Genomic DNA, 20,666 nt, shown 5'->3' with positions numbered 1-20,666 from the left:
GGCGGAGCGCCCATCGACACCGACAGGGATGTCACCGTCGATGCTGACGCGGCGCTTCTTGGTCTCGTGGGTGTCGGAGTCGTCCACGCCGTAGTGCTGGGTGGCGCGGTTGTCCCAGATGGCGACGTCGCCCACCTGCCAGTCCCAGCGCACCGTGTTCTCCGGGCGCTCGATGTGGGACTGGAACAGATCGACGAGGGCCCGGGAGTCTCGGCCGGTCAGACCGCTGATCCGCTGGACGAAGTTGCCGAGGAGCAGGACGCGCTCGTCGGTCTCCGGGTGGACGCGGACCACCGGGTGCTCGGTGAGGAACTTCGTCGAGGTGAAGACCTCCTTGTACTTGGCGAGGGCCTCCGGCACGGCGTTCGGACGCAACGCGGCGTAGTCGTAGTCGTTGGAGTGGACGGCCCGCAGACTGTCCGCCAGCGCGCGCAGCTGCTCGGGCAGCTCGGCGTACGCGGCAGCGGTGTTGGACCACAGGGTGTTGCCGCCGTACGGGGGGATCACGACGGCCCGGAGGATGGAGAAGGCCGGGTAGGCGGGGACGAAGGTGACGTCGGTGTGCCACTGGTTGGCCCGGCCGCCGTGGTCGGAGTCGATGCCGAGCGAGTAGCGGCCGTCGGCGGACGGGACGGTCGGGTGGGCGACCGGCGTGCCGAGCAGCCGGCCGAACGCCTCGTGGCTGTCCTCGTCCAGGTGGTCCTGGTCACGGAAGAAGACGACCTTGTTGGCCAGCAGCGCGGCCCGGACGGCCGCGACGGTCTCGGGAGCGAGGTCGCCGCCGAGGCGCACCCCGGAGATGACGGCGCCGATGCGGCCGCCGAGCTTCTGGACGGTGATGGCGGGAGCCGGGGCGGTGGTGGTGGAGGACATGACGGAATTCCCTTCTCAGGACGCGCTCGTCGGCAGCCGTCCGAGCGGCCCGGCCGATGGCGCTTTGATTAATCTTGGAGAGGAAGTAATTGGGGCGTGAGACGGTCGCGGGCGGACACGGGAGCGGTGTCACGGGAGCGGATGCGCGGTGGGGCGGAACCGTCCGGGGCGCGGTGAGCCGGCTGCGGTCAGGCGGCGGTACAGAGGCCCGGACACCCGGGCGTCATGGCGGGGCGGCCGGCGCGGGCGGGCCGCGCATCGGTAACTGCCGTCGCGAACATGTCCCGGAGACTTCCAGCGCCCCGCGGCGTACGTCAAGCACCCGCCGGCCCCACGCAGGGCGCCGGGCAGTGGTTCAATCGGCGCCTGCACAAGCCCCGCACCCCTCCGGGCGGATACCGAAATCCCCTGCCTGGCCTGGGGTTTTGGCCGTACTGCCGAACAGGTCGCAGATCCCGTCGGCGGGCCGGGTGCCAGGACCCGCGCGATTTCATGCCGCCGTAACGTTGCGACCGCCCCGGCGTCGCAGGACCGAAGGAAGACCCCATGACAGCCGCCCCCCACCTCTCACGCGCCACCGGTGACGGCAGGCGCCAGACCAATGCGGCCACGGTGCTGCGGACCGTGCTCGACCACGGGCCCGTCGCCCGCCGGGCCATCGCCGAACGCTCCGGGCTCAGCCCCGCCGCCGTCTCCCGGCAGTGCACCGACCTCGTACGTCTGGGCCTGGTCAGGGAGTTGCCCGAACTGGTGGCCAGCAAGGGCGTCGGGCGACCGCAGATCCCGGTCGACCTGCACACCGGGGAGAGCGGCGGCCCGTTGGTGGGCGGTGTGCACATCGGGGTGCCGGGCTCGACGTTCGGCCTGCTCGACCTGCGCGGCCGGCTCCTGGACCGGCGGAACCTCTGGCACGACGGCATCGCTCCCGCAGACCTGCCGCTCAGGATCGTCCAGGGGCTGCGGGCCTTTCTCGCCGAGGCCGGGCGCGGCCGGCGTCTGCTGGGTGTGGGCGCGGCCCTGGGCGGCTGGGTGGACCCGGCGACGGGGACGGCCGTGCGGCATCAGTCGCTCGGCTGGTCGCAGCGGCCGCTCGCCGCCGAACTCGCCCGTGGCCTGGGCGGACTCGACGTGCGGATCGACAACCACGCCCGGGCCGTGGCCCAGTCCGAGATCCTCTTCGGCCGGCCTGCGGCCCGGCGCAGCCTGGTCCACCTCTTCATCGGCAACGTGGTCGACGCGGCGCTGGGCATCGCCGGGGTGGTCCACCAGGGGCCGGGCTCCGGTGCCGGGGACGTGGCGCATCTGCCCGTGCCGGACTCCACAGCCCTCTGCCCCTGCGGACGGTCCGGCTGCCTGGAGGCGACGGCGTCCAACACCGCGGTCGCGCAGACCGCCGTGCGGCGCGGGATCGTGCCCGAGCCCGATGCCTTCCTGGTGGTGGACGCGGCCGCGGCAGGCGACCGGCGCGCGGACCGGCTGCTGCGCGAACGGGCCCGCGCGGTCGGCCGGGCAACCGCCCTGCTGCTGGATGTCCTCAACCCCGACCTGGTCGTGGTCACCGAGCACTCCAGCCTGGTGAATCCGGAGTATCTGGAGGAGATCCGGGGCGCGGCGGTGGACCACTCCCACGTCTGCGGGGATCCCGAACGGATCGTCAGTCCGCATGCCGGGACGGCGGTGCTTCCCGTCGCGGCGGGCACCATTTTGCTGAACCCGCTGTTCAGGAGCCCTTTGGCGACCTCCGTCGAGTAGCCGCCCGGTGCCAGGATCCGGACCTGGCAGGTTGACCGTCCGGCGAAGCCACTGTCATATTGCTCCCGTGAACCCGGACATGCGCCTCATCTCCCGCAGGCACGTCGACCTCTGTCGACAGGCCAGCGCGGTCTGTGCCGTCCACAGCTGAGCCGGACCGCCTCTTCCACGGTCCAGGCCCCGGTGCTCCCGACGCACCGCTGAGACATCGCATGCGGCACTGAGTCCCCGGACGGGCCGCAGCCCCGAGGTCCCGCGCAACGTCACGGCCTGACGGCCTGACCTCCCGTTCCTCCACGACCGGCCCGGCCGGCCGTGCCGATTCCGTATGTCCGCGGAGCGGTCCCGGACGGCACGTCCTTCGAGCTGAGCACCGCTGTCGGGCAATTCCTCCCGCAGCGGAACCAATACGTGAACGTGCCCCGCCGCACCTCCCTTTCACCCTCCTTCACCGTCACAGGCAGGCTTCGATGACCGAGCTGTACCCCTTCACGCCCCCCGGCCCGTCCCGGCGCTCCACGCTGCGCGCCGCGGGCGGCGGCACCCTGCTCCTCGGAACGGGCCTGGCGGGCTGCCGCTCGGCGGTGTCCGAATCCTCGTCCGCCCCGCAGGGCGCGAGCGCCGCGCCCAAGCGCGGCGGAGTGCTCAACATCGCTGTCAACAGCGACTTCACCCCCGCCCTGCTGTTCTCCCAGGGCAGCCAGTCCCTCCAGCACCGGCTGGTCTTCAACACCCTGACCCGCTACGACGACAGGCTCAGCCCCAAGCCGGAGCTGGCCACCTCGTGGACGTACGCCAAGGACGGGCGCAGCATCACGCTGCGGCTGCGCGACGACGTGACGTTCCACAACGGCCGCAAGTTCACCGCGGACGACGTCGTCTTCGCCGTGAAGAACCTGCAGAACCCCGTGCGCGCGGCCCAGTTGCGCAGCACGGCGGCCACGATCACCGGTTTCGAGAAGCGCGGCGACCACGAACTGGTCCTCAAGCTGGCGCGCCGCGTGAACAACCTCTTCGACCTCTTCGAGTTCATGATCATCGCGGACTCGGAGACGGTCGAGGACGCCGTCACCGGCAGGAAGCTCATCGGAACCGGCCCGTTCAAGCTCAGGAAGTGGAGCCCCGGCTCCGGTCTGAGCCTCACCAGGAACGACGCGTACTGGCAGGCCGGGCGTCCCTACCTCGACGGGGTCGAACTGCGGGTGATACCCCAGGCAGACGCGCTGATATCGTCGCTGCGCTCCGGCCAGTCCCAGCTCTCCTTCGACGTCCCCGGCAAGAGCCTCGGCGTCGTCAAGAGCGCCCCGCACCTCACCATCGAGAACTACGACACGGGCGCCGGCGCCGTCTACCTCGGCGTCAACACCACCGTCGCCCCGCTCGACGACCGGACCGTCCGCCAGGCGCTCGCCTGGGCCATCGACCGCGACCGGCTGCTCGCGCAGACCCTCGGAGGCTACGGCCTCGCCTCCGCCGCCCCGTGGCCCAAGTCCTCACCCGCCTTCACCGAGGCGCACCGTACCCACTACTCCCACAACCCCGGAAAGGCCCGGGAGCTGCTGAAGTCCGCCGGGCACAGCAAGCTCGAACTCCCGCTGCTGCACCTCGCGCTGCCCGGCGACACTGCCATCGCCGAATCCATTCAGTACGACCTCAAGCAGGTGGGCGTCCGGGTCACACTCCAGCCGACCGACCCGGCCACCGGGCAGAAGAAGCTGATCTCCCAGGACATGCCGGCCCTGTGGACCATGGGACACGGCTTCGCACAGGTCCAGCCCTCCACCCTTGCCGTGAGCGCCTATCCGTTCAACGAGGCGAAGAACACCTCCAAGTACCGCTCGGCCGAGTACACCAAGGTCGTGCGGGACGCCTGGACCAAGCCGGAGACGAGCGCGGCGGTGGCCAACGCCCAGCACGAGAAGATCTCCACCATCCTGCTCGACGAGGCGTTCCTCATCGACCTCGTCGTACGCGGACGGGTCCAGGTGGCCGCCGACGGACTGCACGGCGTCACCCTGAACAAGTTCTCCTACCTCAACCTCGACCACGCCTACCTGGTGTGACATGCGCAGCTACCTGCTCCGGCGGCTCCCGTCCGCCCTCCTGGTCCTGATCGCCGCCTCGTTCCTGATCTTCACCATCCTGCGGCTCGTCCCCGGTGACCCCGCCACCACCCTCGCCGGACCCGACGCGGACGCGGCGACCGTCGACGCCATCCGGGACCGGCTCGGTCTCGACGCACCCCTGCTCTCCCAGTACGCGCACTGGATCGGCTCCCTGCTGACGGGCGACCTCGGCCCCTCGTACGCGATCGGCGGGCAGACCGCCGACCTGATCGGGGACGGGCTCGGCGCCACCACCGAACTCACCGTGGCAGCCCTGCTGTTCGTCATCGTGCTCGGGACCGCCTTCGGCATCCTCGGGGCCACCTCCCGAAGCCGCTGGATCCGGACCGCGATCCGGGTGACCACGACCGCCGCCCTGGCCGTGCCGCCCTTCGTCAGCGGAGTGCTGCTCGTGCTGCTGTTCGCCGTGGCCCTCGGCGTGCTGCCGCCCGGCGGCCGGGTCGCCTTCCTGGCCGCGCCCGACCTCGCGGTGCAGTATCTGCTGCTGCCCGCGCTCTGCCTGGCGCTGCCCAGCGCCGCCGTCCTCGGCCGCTACCTCAAGGACGGCATCGAACGCGGACTGGCGGAGGACCACATCCGCACCGCCACCGCCGCCGGGGTCGCCCCGCGCCGGCTCCTGTGGCGCCACGCCCTGCCCAACGCCCTCCCGCCCGTCGTCACCCTGCTCGGCATGCAGACCGGGCACCTGCTCGGCGGAGCCGTACTCGTCGAGGCGATCTTCGCCTGGCCGGGCCTCGGCCAGCTCGCCCAGCAGGGCCTCATCCGGCGGGACTACCCGGTCGTCCAGGACCTGCTGCTGCTCCTGGTCGCCGTCTTCGTCCTCGTCCAGCTGCTCACGGACCTCGTGTACGCCTGGCTCGACTCCAGGATCAGGTGGGAGTAACCCTCATGACACCGACCGCCGACCTCCTCACCGCAGGCCCGTCGCCCACTGCCCCGAAGGCGCGCAGCCGGGCCCGCCACCCCTACCGCAGAGCCCTGTCCACCGCACGCGCCCGCACCGGGCTCGTCCTCGTCGGCGCGGTCGTCCTGGCCGGGCTGCTCGCACCCGTACTCGCCGGGCACGGCCCCACCGACCAGAGCGGCCGGAGCCTCGCCGCCCTCGGCACCCCAGGGCATCCCCTCGGCACCGACGACCTCGGCCGGGACCTGCTCAGCCGGCTGCTGTACGGCATCCGCGCCGACCTCGGCATCATCTCGCTCGCCGTCCCCATCGGCGCCGCGCTCGGCTGCCTGTTCGGCCTCGTCGCCGCGGCGCACCCGGTGGCCGACACCGTCGTCCAGCGGGTCTTCGACCTGCTGCTCGCCTTCCCCGGCCTGATCCTGGCGCTCGCCGTCACAGCGATCCTCGGCCCCGGTCGGTTCCCCGTCGTTCTCGTCATCGCGCTCGCCGAGATCCCGGCGTTCGGAAGGCTGCTGCGCGGCGGGATCCTCGTCGAGCGGGAGCGGGAGTACGTGACGGCCGCCAGGGTCGGGGGCGGTTCGGGCCGCCGGGTGCTGGTCCGGCACATCCTGCCCAACGCCGCCGACCCGCTCGTCGTGCAGATCGCCGTCTCCCTCACCGTCGCCGTCTTCATCGAGGGCGCGATGAGCTTCCTCGGCGTGGGCGTACGGCCTCCGGAGCCCACGCTCGGAGCCGTACTGAGCCAGTCCATGCCCTATCTCGCCCAGGCCCCGAACTTCGCCGCGGGCCCCCTGATCACCGTGACCGCGCTCGTCCTCGGACTCTCGCTCGTCTCCGAGGCGCTCAACCGGGAGATACGCCGATGACCGCCCAGGAGTTGCTGCAGGTCCGCGACCTCGGCGTCGAGTTCACCGCCGCCGACGGTTCGGCGCTGCGCGCCGTGCGCGATGTGTCGTTCACCCTGAACCGCGGCGAGACGCTGGCCGTCGTCGGCGAGTCCGGTTCCGGGAAGTCCACCACCGCGCTCGCCCTGACGCGGATGCTGCCGGGCACCGGACGCATCACCAGCGGGACGGTCAGCCTGGACGGCCAGGACCTGGCCACCGCCACCGACAAGGAGCTGCGCGCGGTGCGCGGCGCCCGCATCGGCATGATCTTCCAGGACCCGATGACCGCCCTGAACCCGGTGCTGACGGCCGGCCGGCACATCGACGAGGTGCTCCGCGCCCACGGCAACCGCGACCGCGCCGCCCGCCGGGCGCGCACCGTCGAACTCCTGGAGCGGGTCGGCATCCCCGAGCCGCACCGGCGCGCGGACGACCACCCGCACCAGTTCTCCGGAGGCCAGCGCCAGCGCATCCTCATCGCGATGGCGCTGGCCGGCGAGCCCGACATCCTGCTCGCCGACGAACCGACGACCGCGCTCGACGCCACCGTCCAGGACCAGATCCTCACGCTGCTGGCCGGCCTCAACCGCGAGACCGGCACCGCACTCGTCCTCATCACGCACAACATGGGCGTCGTCGCCCGCTCCTGCGAACGCGTCCTGGTCATGTACGGCGGCACCGTCGTCGAGGACGGCCCCACCGCCGAGGTGCTCACCCGCCCAAGCCACCCGTACACAGCGGGCCTCCTCGCGGCCGTGCCCCGTCTCTCCGCCCCGTCAGGAACCCGGCTCACCGGCATCCCCGGCAGCCCGCCCGACCTCACCCTGCTCGGGGACGGCTGCGCCTTCGCCGACCGCTGCACCCTCGTCGAGGACCGCTGCCGCACCGGAACACCCGCACTGACGCGGCTGGCGAACGGGGTCCGGGCGGCCTGCCTGCCGGCCGCCGGGCGCACCGGGCCGCTGCCCGCGCCCGCCGCCCCGGCCCGTATCGACCGTCCGGCTCCCGGCGCGGTCGTCCTGGAGGCCGACGGGCTGTCCAAGACGTACCGGGGGCGCGGTCCCCGCAGGCGCGGCCCCGCGGCGCTCGACGGGGTGTCGCTGACCCTCGCGGAGGGCGAGACCCTGGGCATCGTCGGCGAGTCCGGCTCCGGGAAGTCGACCCTGGCCCGGGTGCTGGCGCACGCCCATACGTCGGACGGCGGCAGCATCCGGCTGCGCGGCGATGACATCACCCGGCCCTCGCGCCGCACGCTGCACGCGGTGCGCCGCCAGGTCCAGATGGTGTTCCAGGACCCCTACGCCTCGCTCAACCCCCGGATGACGGTGGGCGAAATCGTCGCCGAACCCCTCATCGCGTTCGGCCTGGGCAACCGGGACGAACGCACCGAGCGGGTGGCGGAGCTGCTGCGCCGGGCGGGCCTGGACCCGGCCGTCGCCGACCGGCACCCGCGCTCCTTCTCCGGCGGCCAGCGCCAGCGCATCGGGATCGCCCGCGCGCTCGCCCCCGAACCGTCCGTCCTCATCTGCGACGAACCCGTCTCCGCGCTCGACGTCTCCGTCCAGGCACAGATCGTCGGACTGCTCACCGACCTCCAGCGCGACCTCGGCCTCGCCCTGGTCTTCATCGCGCACGATCTCGCGGTCGTCCGGCAGGTCAGCCACCGCATCGCCGTCATGCACCGGGGCCGGATCGTGGAGACGGGCAGCGCCGACGAGGTCTGCGAGCGCCCCCGCGACCCGTACACCCGCGCCCTGCTGGCCGCGGCGCCCGAACCCGTACCGCAGGCAGCCCGTGCCGCGCACACCGAGAAGACGGGAGTGCTCGCGTGAGCGCGTGCTGCACCCCCGGACGCGCCTGTACGGGCGTACTGCCACTCCCACCGGTACGCCGCACGGCCCCGCCGCCCGGTGTCGCACACCGAACCCTCGGCCACCGAGGCGATCCGGCCCATCGTCCCGGTCCTGCTCGACCCCGAGCTGCTGACCGGCACAGGCGCCGGCACACTCCTTCAGATCGCGGGCAGATCGCGGCCTTCGCCGGACACCCCGGGCGCGCGCTCACCTCCCTCGCCGATGAACCGGCCCGCCTCCTCCCGCCCTCCCCGACGAACGACGACGGAGCCCCGAGCCGATGACCGACAGCACCCACCGCGACCCCTACGAAGGCTTCACCGGCCGGATCGGCCGCACCTTCGCCGACTCCGAACCGGCCTGGCCCCCGCGCAGGAACCCGGGGCACAAGGCGCCCAACATCGTCGTCGTCCTCGTCGACGACATGGGCTACAGCGATATCGGCCCGTTCGGCTCCGAGATCGCCACCCCGACCCTCGACGCACTGGCCGAGGACGGTGTCCGGCTCACCAATTACCACACCATGCCGCTGTGTTCGCCTGCCCGGGCCGCCCTCCTCACCGGCCTCAACCCGCACCGCGTCGGCTACTCCATGGTCGCCAACTCCGACCCCGGCTTCCCCGGGTACGGCATGGAGATCGCCGACGACATCCCGACCCTGGCCGAACTCCTCCACGACTCCGGCTACGCCACCTACGCCGTCGGCAAATGGCATCTGGTCCGCGACTCGGCGTCCAACGCCGCCGACGACCGGGAGAACTGGCCGCTGCGCAAGGGCTTCGACCAGTACTACGGCGTCCTGGAGGGCCTCACCAGTCTCTTCCACCCGCACCAGCTCGTCCGTGACAACAGCCCACTGGACATCGACGAGTTCCCCGACGGCTACTACTACACCGACGACATCACCGACCAGGCCATCTCCATGGTGAAGTCGCTCCGCGCCCACGACCCCGACAAGCCGTTCCTCCTCTACCTCGCGCACAACGCGGTCCACGGCCCGCTGCAGGCCAAGGAGGAGGACATCGCCCGCCACCGGGGCCGCTACGACGAGGGCTGGGACGTACTGCGTGAGCGGCGCTTCGCCGCCCAGCTCGCCGACGGCCTCTTCCCGTCCGGCACCGAGCTGCCCGACCGCAACAGCGAAGCCGGACTCGACGTACCCGCGTGGGAGAGCCTCACCGAGGAGCAGCAGAAGCTCTACGCCCGCTACATGGAGGTGTATGCGGCACTCGTCGACAACATCGACCAGAACCTGGGCCGGCTCACCGAAACGCTCGACGCGCTCGGCGAGCTCGACAACACCATCATCGTCTTCACCTCCGACAACGGCGGCACCGGCGAGGGCGGCGCCGAGGGCACCCGCTCCTATTTCAGCCGCTTCGTGCACCACCCGGCGCTCCCCGACGACTGGACCCCCGACGTCGACCGCGACCCCGAGCTCATCGGCGGTCCGCGCAGTCTGGTGCACTACCCGCGCGGCTGGGGCATGGCCTCCAACACCCCCTTCCGCCTCTACAAGGGGCACACCTACGCGGGAGGGGTGCGCGTTCCCTTCGTGCTGTCGTGGCCGAAGGGGGTCCGCGAGGGGCAGCTCGACCCCGGCCTGCGCACCCAGTACCAGTACGTGACCGACATCGCGCCCACCCTGCTGCGGCTGGCCGGTCAGGAGCGGCCGGCCGAGCGGCGCGGCATCACCCTCCAGGAGCCGGACGGCGTCGGCTTCGCGCCGGTACTCGCCGACGCGCTGCACTCATCCACCCATCCCGAGCAGTACTGCGAGATGACCGGCAACCGGAGCTACTACCGGGACGGCCACAAGCTCGTCACCCTCCACCGGCCCGGCACCCCCTACGACGACTCCGAATGGGCGCTGTACGACATCCGGACCGACCCGACCGAGATCCACGACCTCGCCGCCGAGCGCCCCGGCCTCGTCAAGGAGCTCTCCGCGGCCTGGGAGAAGGCGGCCTGGCGCAACGGCGTCTTCCCGCTGCCCGACGGCAGCGGCGCCCTCGCCCGCCGCAACCCGTCCGAGGAGCGGCTCGCCCGTCCGCTGACCCTGCTGCCCGGCACGCCGGAACTGGAGCGCTACCGCTCCTCCCGGCTGGTGGCGCTGCGTTCCTTCGAGATCGTCGTGGTCGTCGACGAGGCGGGCGAAGGAGTGCTGGTCTCCCACGGTGACCAGGGCGGTGGATACAGCGTGTACGTCGAGGACGGCCGGCTCCGCCTCGCCTACAACGAGTACGGCGTGCTCCACGAGACCGATGCCGGACCCCTGGCACCGGGAGAGCATGTCCTCGTGATCGGCGCCACGGCCGGGAAGGGGCTGCGCTGGAGCTTCACCGTCAGTGTCGACGGCGAGGCGCGGGCCGGGCCCCGTAGCGTTCACCAGCTCATCGGGATGGCGCCGTTCCAGGGCATCAGTATCGGGATCGACCGCAAGTCGCCCGTCTCCTGGCCGCTGTTCGAACGCCACCGCTCCTTCCGCTTCCGGGGCCGCCTGCGGTCGGTGACCTACCGCCCCGGGGAGCCCGGACCCGACTCCCCGGAAGCCGTCGCCGAGGCGCTCAAGGCGGCGGCAGCAGCCTTCGAATAGGACGTGGCGGTCCTGCCTGCCCACCGGTCTTGGTCACGATTGGCGAGGACCGGCGGGCAGGACTAACGTCGTGGGAGTGAACGAGTGCGTTCACTGACGGCTCGAGTTGCAGACGATCCCATGACGGACTCCCACGCGACACCCCGGCAGGCTGCCGAATCCCCGGAGCGGGCACACGGCAGCAGGATCGCCCTACTCGTCATCGCCTCGTGCCAGTTGATGGTGGTCCTCGACATCACCATCGTGAACATCGCCCTTCCGCATATCCAGACCGCCCTGGGATTCTCCACCGAGAACCTGTCCTGGGTGGTCAACGCCTACACGCTGACCTTCGGCGGACTGCTCCTGCTGGGCGGGCGGCTGGGCGACATCCTGGGCCGTCGCAGAGTCTTCATCTTCGGCGTCCTGCTCTTCGCCTTCGCCTCGCTGCTCGGCGGCCTCGCCCAGGAATCCTGGCAGCTGCTGGCCGCACGCTCGCTCCAGGGCGTCGGCGGGGCCATCGCCTCACCGACCGCTCTCTCGCTGATCACCACGACCTTCCGCGAAGGCCCCGAACGCAACAGGGCGTTCGGTGTGTTCGCGGCGGTCTCCGCCGGCGGCAGCGCGATCGGGCTGCTGGCGGGCGGGCTGCTGGTGGAGTGGCTCGACTGGCGGTGGATCTTCTTCGTGAACGTCCCCATCGCCCTGCTGATCGCGCTCGCCACCCCCCGCTACATCCGGGAGTCCGAACGCCACCCGGGACACTTCGACGTTCTGGGCGCGCTGACGGCCACGCTGGGCATGGTGCTCCTGGTCTACGGCTTCATCCGCGCCTCCGAGAAGGGCTGGAGCAACAGCCTCACCCTGGGCTCCTTCGCCGCGGCCGTCGTGCTGCTCGCCCTGTTCATCGCCATCGAGGGCCGGTCGCGGCAGCCCATCACGCCTCTGCGAATGTTCCGCGACCGCAACCGCGCGGGCGCGTACGGAATGATGCTGAGTCTGGCCGCGGCGATGTTCGGGATGTTCTTCTTCCTGACCCTCTTCGTGCAGAACATCCTGGGCTTCAGCCCGCTCCGGGCCGGGCTCGCCTTTCTGCCGGTCAGCGCGATCGTCGCCGTCGGCGCGGGCATCACGTCCCAGCTGCTTCCCAAATGGGGGCCGAAGCCCTTCATGGTGACGGGCGCCCTGCTCTGCGCGGTGGGCCTCGGCTGGCTGACGCAGGCCGATGTGGACAGCACCTACCTCGGCAGTCTCCTCGGACCGGTGCTGGTGTTCGGCCTGGGGATGGGGCTGCAGTTCGTGTCGCTGACGCTGATGGCCGTGTCCAATGTGGTGCCGAGGGACGCCGGAGCGGCCTCCGGAATCCTCAACACCACGCAACAGGTGGGCGGTTCGCTCGGTCTGTCCATCCTCGTCACGGTCTTCGGTACGGCCAGCCGTAACGAGGCCACCGACCAGGTGCCGAACTTCCTGTCGCACGCGACCCCTGCCGAGCTCGCCCGGTTCCGCAGGACCGGACAGCTCCCGGGGCGCTGGGGCGACCAGGTGCTGGCCTCGGGAGTCTCCACCGCCTTCATCGTCTCCGTCGTGTTCGCCGTGGTGGCCGCACTGATCGCCCTGATCGTCATTCAGGTGCGCCCCTCGGACATCGAACGGCTGCGCGGTGGCGGCGTGATGCCCGGTGCGGGGGCGGAGGCCGGCGCATCCCCCGAGGGAGCGGCGGGCGCGGCTGTGCCACGTACCGCCCAGCGGCAGCAACAGGACCGGCCGCCCGGCGGGCAGGACAGCCCCGGTCCTGAGGGATGACTCCCAGCTCTTGACGGAACACGGCCATGTCGCCGAGTGTGTGGTGGGTTTCGAGCCGCACCACACCGGAGGCGTACGTGAGACGTTGGAAAACCCGGAGCGCAGTGACCGCCGCGGCGGCTGCACTGCTCCTCGGAACAGTGCAGCCCGCCGTGGCCGCCGATGCCCTGACAACGTTGTCAGGGGCTTCTGCGGGTGGCGCGCACCTGGTCGAGGACCCCGCCGATCATGTCGACCCGCTCATCGGCACAGGCAGCGGCGGCTCGACCGTAGGGGAGATCAACAACTTCCCCGGCCCCGCCGCCCCGTTCGGGATGATGCAGTTCTCGCCCGACACTCCCGGCTCGTACGCCGGGTACCAATACCACAGCGACCGGATCCGTGGCTTCAGCCTCGACCACGCCTCGGTCGGCTGCACCGCCTTCGGCGATGTGCCGATCCTGCCGGTGAGCGGCGATGTCGGCGAGGCGCCCTGGGACCGCAGCGAGCACTTCTCGCACACCGGCGAGGAGGCGTCACCCGGGTACTACGCCGTGACGCTCGCCGACTCGAAAGTGCGGGCCGAGCTGACGGCCACGACGCGTACCGGTCTGGCGGCCTTCACCTTCCCCGAAGGCGTCGACGCCGCACAGGTCCTGGTCAAGGGCGGCGGCAGCCTGGCCGGCGACAAGAAGGCCGATATGCGGATCGTCGGCGACCGGGAGGTCACCGGATCCGCCACCACGGGCAACTTCTGCGGCAAGGGCAACGAGTACACGGTCCACTACGCGATCACCTTCGACCGTCCCTTCACCGCGCACGGAACCTGGGACGGCAAGGCCGTCACAAAGGACAGTGACACCGTGGACGCGCCCAAGGCCGGCGCCTATCTGACCTTCGGCACGGGCGAGACGCGCACCGTGCGCGCCAAGGTCTCCATGAGCTACGTCTCCGTGGCCGGGGCCAAGGCCAACATGGCCTCGGAAGTGCCCGGCTGGAGCCTTCCGGACCTGCGCAAGCAGACCCGGGACGCCTGGGGCGAGGCGCTGGGCAAGGTGCGTGTGGCCGGCCGGGACGCGGACGAGCTGAAGACGTTCTACACCTCGCTCTACCACTCGCTGATGCACCCGAACACCTTCAACGACGCCGACGGCCGCTACATCGGCTTCGACGACAAGGTGCGCACCCTGCCCAAGGGCCGTACCCAGTACGCCAACTTCTCCGACTGGGACACCTACCGCTCGCTCGCCCCGCTCCAGGCGATGCTCTGGCCGAAGGAAGCGAGCGACATGGCCCAGTCGTTGGTCAACGACGCTGTGCAGGGCGGCTGGTGGCCGCGGTGGCCGGTGGCCAACGGCTATACGGGCCAGATGACCGGCGACAACTCCGTGGCTCTCATCGCCAACCTCTACGCGTTCGGCGCCCGTGACTTCGATCTGAAGACGGCGCTGAAGTACCTGGTCAAGGGTGCGACGACGGTGGACGGCACCCCGGGCGCCTACCAGGAGCGGCCGGACATCGCCAACTACGTGGAACGGGGCTACGCACCGAACAACGACGCCTCGCGCGGCGATCACCAGCGCGTCGGCGGCTCGGTCACCCTGGAATGGGCGATCGACGACTTCGCCATCGCGCAGCTCGCCCACGCGGCGAAGGACACCGCGACCGAGCGGACCTTCCTGAAGCGCGGGCAGAACTGGCAGAACATCCTCAACCCCTCGACCGGTTACCTCCAGCCACGCGGCGAGGACGGCCGGTTCCCCGACGGGCCGGGCTTCCAGCCGCCGCCGGAGGGCAAGTTCGGTCAGGACGGCTTCGACGAGGGCAACGCGGCCCAGTACAACTGGCTCGTCCCGCAGAACACCGCCGGACTCATCGAGTCCATGGGCGGCCGCGACGTCGCCTCCGCACGGCTCGACACCTTCTTCACCAAGCTCAACGCCGGTCCGAACGAGCCCTACATGTGGGCGGGCAACGAGATCAACTTCGGAGTCCCGTGGGTCTACAACCACCTCGGAACGCCATGGAAGACGCAGAAGGCGGTACGGGACGTCGCCACGACGCTGTTCAGCCCGACACCCGACGGCGAACCGGGCAACGACGACCTCGGGGCGCAGTCCTCGTGGTATGTCTGGGCCGCGCTGGGCATTTACCCCTCGACCCCGGGCACGCCCGATCTCGCCGTGCACAGCCCGCTGTTCGAACGGGCGGTGCTGGATCTCCCGGGCCGGGGTGCCGATCTTGACATCCGGGCTCCCAAGGCCTCGGCGGACACCCCGTACGTGCACGAGCTGAAGCTCGACGGGCGTGACTGGGAGCGCACGTACCTGCCGCAGTCGACGGTGCGCGACGGTGGACGGCTCGACTTCGCGTTGTCCGACACCCCGGACACCGACTGGGCGACATCCGCCAAGGCGGCGCCGCCCTCGTACCGCACGGGTGAACGCCCCTTCCTGGTCAACGCGACGCCCGGTCAGGCCACGGCCGAACCCGGTGGCAAGGGCGCGGAACTCACGATCGCCGGGCAGCGTCTGGCCGGACACGACCGGACCCTGACGGTGACCGCCGACGCGCCCGATGGGCTCACGGCCAGCGCGCGGAAGACGACGATGAAGCTCGGCCCGGCAGGTTCGGGCAGCGCCGCACTCACCGTCACGGCCGGACCGGGGACCACCGAGGGCTACTACGAAGTGCCGCTGACGGTACGGGGGAGCGGAGCCGCCGATCCCGTACGGCTCTCCGTCACCGTGCTGGTGGCGCCGCGGGGCAGCCTCTCGGCCACCTACGACAACACAGGTGTGTCCGATGACTCCGATCACGGGCAGGGCGACTACGACGGTGACGGCAACAGCTACTCGCGGCAGGCGCTTGCCGATGCCGGGCTGCGGAGCGGCGGCCACACCGAGGTGTCGGGCACCGCGTTCACCTGGCCGGCCGCGCCACAGGGCCGGGCGGACAACGTGACCGCGGACGGTCAGACGATCGGCCTGGGCGCGGCGGGCGGGGACGCCGGCCGGCTGCTCTTCGTGGGCTCGGCCACCGACGGCGATCACAAGGGCAGCGCCAAGGTGACCTTCACCGACGGCAGCACGGCCGAGGCGGACCTGTCGTTCGGTGACTGGACCATGCCCGGCGGCGGCACGGAACCGGTACTCGGCAACACGCTCGTCGCGCGGACGGACCACCGAAACCAGTCCGGCGGCAGTGGCCCCGCGGCGTACGTCTTCGCCACCAAACCCTTCGACGTGCCGGAGGGCAGACAGATCAAGAGCGTGACCCTGCCTGACGATCCGGACCTGCACGTCTTCGCCGTCGGTCTCGGCTGACCGCGAAGACGGACGCGGCGCTGACCGGGGCGCCTCCGGCCTCCCCGGTCAGCGGGCTCGCGTACTCCCTACCCGGGCACGCGGCCGGTCGTGGGACTTCCGCGACCGGCTGCGTGCTCCCGCCACCGGCGGAACACGCTCTCAGGGGCGACTGGCCGGGGACGACTCGGCACGCATGGAGCCCTTCGGAGATGCGGGGCCGCTGTCCCGCGTCTCGCCGGCGATCGGGATGACGCAGCAGGCCACCGCCCCGATCAGCCCGGCCGCGACGAACCCCCAGGCGTATCCGGCCGAGCCGATGAGCGCGCCGACGGCCACAGGGGTGAGCGACGCGGCCAGGTTCTGCCCGGTGTTCTGCACGCCCATGGCCCGCCCGGACCAGGTGTGACCCGCGAGTTCGGCGGTGGCGGTGAAGGCCAGCCCGTTGCTGCTCGCGGTGATGCCGCACGCGAGGAACAGGAACAGGGCCGTGCAGGGAGACGGCCACCACACTCCCACCGCGGTTGCGGCCATGACCAGGGTGATGGCCACGGACAGCTGACGCATCGGCCGCAGTCGGCTGCCCACCCGGTCCGACCAGCGACCCGCGGCGATCCGGGACGCGGCGCCCAGTACCTGTGCCAGGGCGATGAGCTGACCCGCGTGCACGGTGCTCCAGCCGCGTACGTCCACGAGGAGGACCAGGGCGAAGGCGGCTGCCGTGAACTGCGGTACACACAGCAGGGCGCTGGCGGCGTGCACCCGCCAGAGAGTGGGGCGCCGGTACGGATTGGCGTCGGTGCCCGGCCCGTCCGCGGCTCCTCGCCCGGGCCGCGGCGGGTCCGCGGCCAGCAGCCCGATCAGTACCGCGAGGCCGGCGCACAGAGCGGCGCAGAAGAGCACCGTCGCGCCCAGCCCGCCGTGTTCGGTGAGTGTGGGCACGATCAGCGCCGCGACTCCCATGCCCAACGGGGTGGAGGTCTGCCGGATCCCCATGGCGAGGCCCCGTTCCCGTGCGGGGAACCAGCCCACGACGAGCCGGCCGCTTGCTGCGTACACGGATGCACTCGCACCCCCTGCGAGCATGAACAAGAGCCCCAGAGAAGTGAGTTGATGGACCCTCGCGCTCAGCGCCAGCGTCACCGCGCAGCCGGCCAGGCCGGCGGTGATGACCGCTCGCTCGCCGTACCGGTCGGCCAGGGCGCCCCATGCCACGAGGGTGAGGACGAGGCCTGCGGTGGGACAGGCGATGAGCACGCCCACTTGACTGAGGGTCAGGCCGTTGTCGCTTCGCAGGGTGTCCGACGCGTACGGGAGTCCGTACACGAACACACACGCGACCGTTTGCGCGGCGGTCCCCAGGGCCAGCATCATCCAACGTCGCACGGCATGCCTCCTCGAGTCGGGCTCACGTGGTGACTATGCCACCGTGACCGACCAGCGAGACAGAATGTCTCACATGGTGATCACATCATTTCGGGGTGGGAGCTGGTCCCGAAGCGCGGGCGCCGAGTGCAGCAGGCCGGCGAGTGCCCGGTCGTCACCCACGACGACCGGGTGTCCCACCTCCGCCAGCATCGGCAGATCCGAGATGTGGTCGCCGTAGCCATAGCAGTCGGATGCGTCGATGTGTGGATAGCGGTGCAGCAACAGGCGCAGGGCCGTGTGCTTGGCCTCGCCGATCGCAGGCGGGCCGACGACCTCTCCGGTGAAGTGCCCGTCGCGCACCTCCGGTCGTGTGCACAGCAGATGCTCCGCGCCGATCCACTCCGCAAGAGGGCGCAGCACGGCCGGGAAGGAACCGGACACCAGTACGAGAGCCGCTCCCGCGGTGCGGTGGTGGTCCAGGGCTGCGAGCGTCGACGCCACGAAGAAGCCGTCGTCCGCGGACCGTGCGGCGAACCATCTTCGTGCCGAGCGGTTGACCGCGGTGACGGGTTCGCCCGTCAGTGAGCGGTAGTAGATCCGGTTGGCCTCCTCCCGGGGCAGGCCGTCGGCGCTCAGGCGCAGCAGGTGCTGCCGGACGGCGCGGGCGCGCTCCAGCCCGCACCGTCCGTCCCGCTCGAAGAGGTAGTGGTCGAGGAATTCGAACATGCTCTTGCAGTGGATCAAGGTCTCGTCCACGTCGGTGAAGGCGAGGTAGGGCGGAGCGGGCCGGGTCGGCGTCGTGGTCACGGCTGTTCCTTCGAGGGTGCGTGGCGGGGGAGTGGGCGTGGGCCGGTCAGCGGTGGAATTGGGCCGCGTACGTGCGCGAAGCCGATGAGAAACGCAGGGCGGCGTGCGAGGCGACGGTGTGCACGTCCCGCCGGCAGCGCTGCATCTCGCTGTCCTCGTGGTGGGCGCGGCTGCCGGCTGCGCGGAAGAGCCGTTCGACGGCTGTGACCAGCAGATCCGCGGCGAAGGCGGCGTCCCGCCTGTTGTGGGCGACGGAGCGCTCGTCCATCGGGCCCACGTCGGCACGCCGCGCGGCGGCCTCCAGGACCAGATGCGCGGTGTCGATCTCGGCGGACGTACGGGTGAAGGTCTCCTGCCCCGCCCCGGTGGCTTGTTCCGGGTCCGACTCCGTCCACAGCCGCAGCGCGCGGCGCGCGGCCCCGAGCGCGGGGGCGCAGAAGGCCAGGACTCCACCCAGGTGCGCGGGCGCCGCGCAGCACCCGGACCGCAGCGTCCCCCGCCGGCCGTGGAGCAGTTCGGCCAGCGGGAAGGTCCGATGGTGCGGCACGGACACCGCGTCGACGGTGACAGTGTTACTGCCCGTACCGCGCAGGCCCGAACTCCGCCACGTGTCATGGATGACGACATCGGCGCGGGGCACCGCGAACACCCGGGGGCCGGCCCCGCCCCCGTCGGTGGCGGCGAGCAGCACCCAGTCGGCGACGTCCACTCCGCTGACGCAGCCCCACTCTCCCTGCACCCGCCACCCGTCCGGCACGGGAACCGCCGTGGCTGCGGAGGGTTGAATTCCGGCCGAGATGCGGACGTCGGGAGAATCGGCCCAGATCTCGTGCCGTCCCTCCTCGGGCAGGAACGCCGCATAGCGGCCGTGCACCGCCCACAGCGCCGCGCACCACGCAGCCGACGCGCAGCCGCGGTCCGCCACGGCCGCCGCCGCCGCGAGGAGTTCGGTGAAGGTGCCGGCCCCGGAGTCCCCATGTGCCACAACGAAATGGCGCGCGAATCCGACCTCGGTCACGGCCCGCACGACGTCGGGATGCAGACGTCGCTCGCGGTCGGCCGAGGCGGCCCAGGCGGCCGCGGTGGTGAGCAGGGACGGCGGTGCGCAGAGCGGACCTGTCGGTGCGAGGACATCGGGGACGAGTGTTCGCGTTGCGGGCATGATGTGACTCTTTCTTGCCGAAGGAGGGCGGCGTCGTGCAAAAAATTCGTTCGTGGACGTATCTTTAGGGAGGCCGATCGATCCCCTTGAGGAGGTGGGAGCGGTGAAACAGGAGCGATCCGGACGTACGCATGAGCTCGTCCTGGACGCGGCCGCTGCTGAATTCGCTCAATACGGCTACGCGAGCGCCAATCTGCAGAACGTCGCAGACCGGACGGGCCTGACGAAGGGGGCCGTGTACGGCCACTTCGCGTCGAAGAAGGAGCTTGCCGAGGCCCTGGTGGAGCACTTGGGCACGGTCACAGGTGAGCTCTTGGCGGCTGCGGGGGCGGGTGACGGCCCGGCCTTGCAACAACTGCGGTGCGTCGTAGCCGATGTGGCCGAGCGGCTGCAGTCGGACCTGCGGGCCCGTGCTGCCCTGCGGCTCGTGACCGAGGACGCGCACGTGGCGAAACGGTTGCCCGTGTTGACGGAGGACCTGTTCCAGGTGGCGCTCTCGCTGGCCGAGAGGGCCGATGGCGAAGGGACGCTGTCGGCCTCTGTGTCGCCGAAACGCGTAGCCGACCTCATGGTGGTGATGCTGTTCGGGGTGTTGCACACCACGCCGTACGGAGATCGGTGGGGAGCCGTCGAGAGGGTCAATGACCTGTGTGACGCCTTGGTGCTCTGTATCGAAGGTGTCCCGAAGGAGGGGAGTGAGCAGCCCGCGGCCCAAGGCCCGTGAAGCAGTCCGGGGCTGCGGGGCGGAGGGAGCCGCTCAGGCGGGGATGCGCTCGGGCAGCCGCGTCGGACGTGCGGGCGCGAGGGCCCAGGTCGTTTCGCACCGGGCGAGAGAGCGCCCGTCCTGCGAGGCCTCCATGGTCAGAGCCATGGGTGCGTCCCCTGCCGTGGGCCCGGATGCGTCGAGGGACAGCTGGATCGGCGCGTCCAGCTCGGCGAACGCGCGGAAACCCACGCCGAGTTCGACCAGTTTGCGGGGGTTGCCGGCCGGATCGCACGAGGTCAGATGCCCCAGCTGGCGGAATCCCTCGAGTAGGGCCATCAGCGGAACGTGGTCGCCGGGGTGATCGAAGAGCACCGCGTGTGCGAGGTCGAGGCACAGCTTCCACTGTCCCTCGTGGGCTCCCGGCGCCAGGACCGTGTCCTTGTGCCGCTGCCGCCCGACCAGCGCGGGCGCGACACGGGAGAAGGCATCGACGGCAGTGGCGTCCGTCGACGGCCTCGCCGGGTGTCGGCCCCGCAGCACCCGGTACCGCTTGTCGTCCACGG

Annotated in this window: 15 protein-coding genes; 10 read left to right on the top strand and 5 right to left on the bottom strand. The window is 71.2% G+C overall.

Annotation, left to right across the window (positions count from 1 at the left end; all coding sequences use genetic code 11):
- Positions 1 to 873: TauD/TfdA dioxygenase family protein (locus tag ACFVW8_RS31100; RefSeq protein WP_389695876.1), on the bottom strand; the 873-nt coding region annotated here is incomplete at its 3' end.
- A 546-nt stretch (positions 874 to 1,419) separates the two neighbouring features.
- Here ACFVW8_RS31100 and ACFVW8_RS31095 point away from each other — a divergent pair.
- The 9 genes from ACFVW8_RS31095 (at position 1,420) to ACFVW8_RS31055 (ending at position 16,081) form a co-directional block, all read left to right on the top strand.
- Positions 1,420 to 2,625 carry an ROK family protein gene (locus ACFVW8_RS31095; protein WP_389695874.1) on the top strand — a complete coding sequence of 402 codons (1,206 nt, stop codon included), beginning with the start codon at positions 1,420 to 1,422 and terminating at the stop codon, positions 2,623 to 2,625.
- Between the two features lie 79 nt (positions 2,626 to 2,704).
- The gene (locus ACFVW8_RS31090; RefSeq protein WP_317824983.1) at positions 2,705 to 2,776 is read left to right on the top strand and encodes a putative leader peptide; all 72 of its coding nucleotides are present in this window, start codon (positions 2,705 to 2,707) and stop codon (positions 2,774 to 2,776) included.
- A gap of 319 nt (positions 2,777 to 3,095) precedes the next feature.
- A complete protein-coding gene (locus ACFVW8_RS31085; RefSeq protein ID WP_389695872.1) occupies positions 3,096 to 4,688 on the top strand; it encodes an ABC transporter substrate-binding protein in 1,593 nt (530 codons plus the stop codon).
- A 1-nt stretch (position 4,689) separates the two neighbouring features.
- The gene (locus ACFVW8_RS31080) at positions 4,690 to 5,634 is read left to right on the top strand and encodes an ABC transporter permease (RefSeq protein ID WP_389695870.1); all 945 of its coding nucleotides are present in this window, start codon (positions 4,690 to 4,692) and stop codon (positions 5,632 to 5,634) included.
- Positions 5,635 to 5,639: 5 nt separating this feature from the next.
- On the top strand, positions 5,640 to 6,521 hold the full coding sequence (locus ACFVW8_RS31075; protein ID WP_389695868.1) for an ABC transporter permease: 882 nt from the start codon (positions 5,640 to 5,642) through the stop codon (positions 6,519 to 6,521).
- A complete protein-coding gene (locus ACFVW8_RS31070) occupies positions 6,518 to 8,374 on the top strand; it encodes a dipeptide ABC transporter ATP-binding protein (protein WP_389695866.1) in 1,857 nt (618 codons plus the stop codon). The genes ACFVW8_RS31075 and ACFVW8_RS31070 overlap by 4 nt, the downstream gene beginning before the upstream one ends.
- 301 nt (positions 8,375 to 8,675) lie before the next feature.
- A complete protein-coding gene (locus ACFVW8_RS31065; RefSeq protein WP_389695864.1) occupies positions 8,676 to 10,991 on the top strand; it encodes an arylsulfatase in 2,316 nt (771 codons plus the stop codon).
- Between the two features lie 120 nt (positions 10,992 to 11,111).
- Positions 11,112 to 12,776: an MFS transporter gene (locus tag ACFVW8_RS31060; RefSeq protein WP_389695862.1), complete on the top strand. Its 1,665-nt coding sequence runs from the start codon at positions 11,112 to 11,114 to the stop codon at positions 12,774 to 12,776.
- 176 nt (positions 12,777 to 12,952) lie between these two features.
- Positions 12,953 to 16,081, top strand: coding sequence for a GH92 family glycosyl hydrolase (locus tag ACFVW8_RS31055; RefSeq protein WP_389695860.1), 3,129 nt, complete (start codon positions 12,953 to 12,955; stop codon positions 16,079 to 16,081).
- 141 nt (positions 16,082 to 16,222) lie between these two features.
- Here ACFVW8_RS31055 and ACFVW8_RS31050 read toward each other — a convergent pair whose 3' ends face one another.
- The 3 genes from ACFVW8_RS31050 to ACFVW8_RS31040 form a co-directional block, all read right to left on the bottom strand.
- A complete protein-coding gene (locus ACFVW8_RS31050) occupies positions 16,223 to 17,446 on the bottom strand; it encodes an MFS transporter (RefSeq protein WP_389695858.1) in 1,224 nt (407 codons plus the stop codon).
- Positions 17,447 to 17,515: 69 nt separating this feature from the next.
- Positions 17,516 to 18,235 (bottom strand): HAD family hydrolase, encoded by a 720-nt coding sequence (locus tag ACFVW8_RS31045; RefSeq protein WP_389695856.1) that lies wholly within the window; start codon positions 18,233 to 18,235, stop codon positions 17,516 to 17,518.
- 46 nt (positions 18,236 to 18,281) lie between these two features.
- Positions 18,282 to 19,397 carry an oxidoreductase gene (locus ACFVW8_RS31040; protein ID WP_389695854.1) on the bottom strand — a complete coding sequence of 372 codons (1,116 nt, stop codon included), beginning with the start codon at positions 19,395 to 19,397 and terminating at the stop codon, positions 18,282 to 18,284.
- A gap of 94 nt (positions 19,398 to 19,491) precedes the next feature.
- Between ACFVW8_RS31040 and ACFVW8_RS31035 the strand changes: the two genes are divergently transcribed.
- Positions 19,492 to 20,121, top strand: coding sequence for a TetR family transcriptional regulator (locus tag ACFVW8_RS31035; protein WP_389695852.1), 630 nt, complete (start codon positions 19,492 to 19,494; stop codon positions 20,119 to 20,121).
- A 33-nt stretch (positions 20,122 to 20,154) separates the two neighbouring features.
- On the opposite strand, the gene ACFVW8_RS31030 is transcribed toward ACFVW8_RS31035, so the two are convergent.
- Positions 20,155 to 20,666: AfsA-related hotdog domain-containing protein (locus ACFVW8_RS31030; RefSeq protein WP_389695850.1), on the bottom strand; the 512-nt coding region annotated here is incomplete at its 5' end.

The organism is Streptomyces sp. NPDC058221 (assembly GCF_042882365.1).
GTDB lineage: Bacteria > Actinomycetota > Actinomycetes > Streptomycetales > Streptomycetaceae > Streptomyces.
The sequence above is the reverse complement of the archived record's forward strand: the minus strand, read 5'-3'. Positions and strand labels throughout refer to the sequence as shown.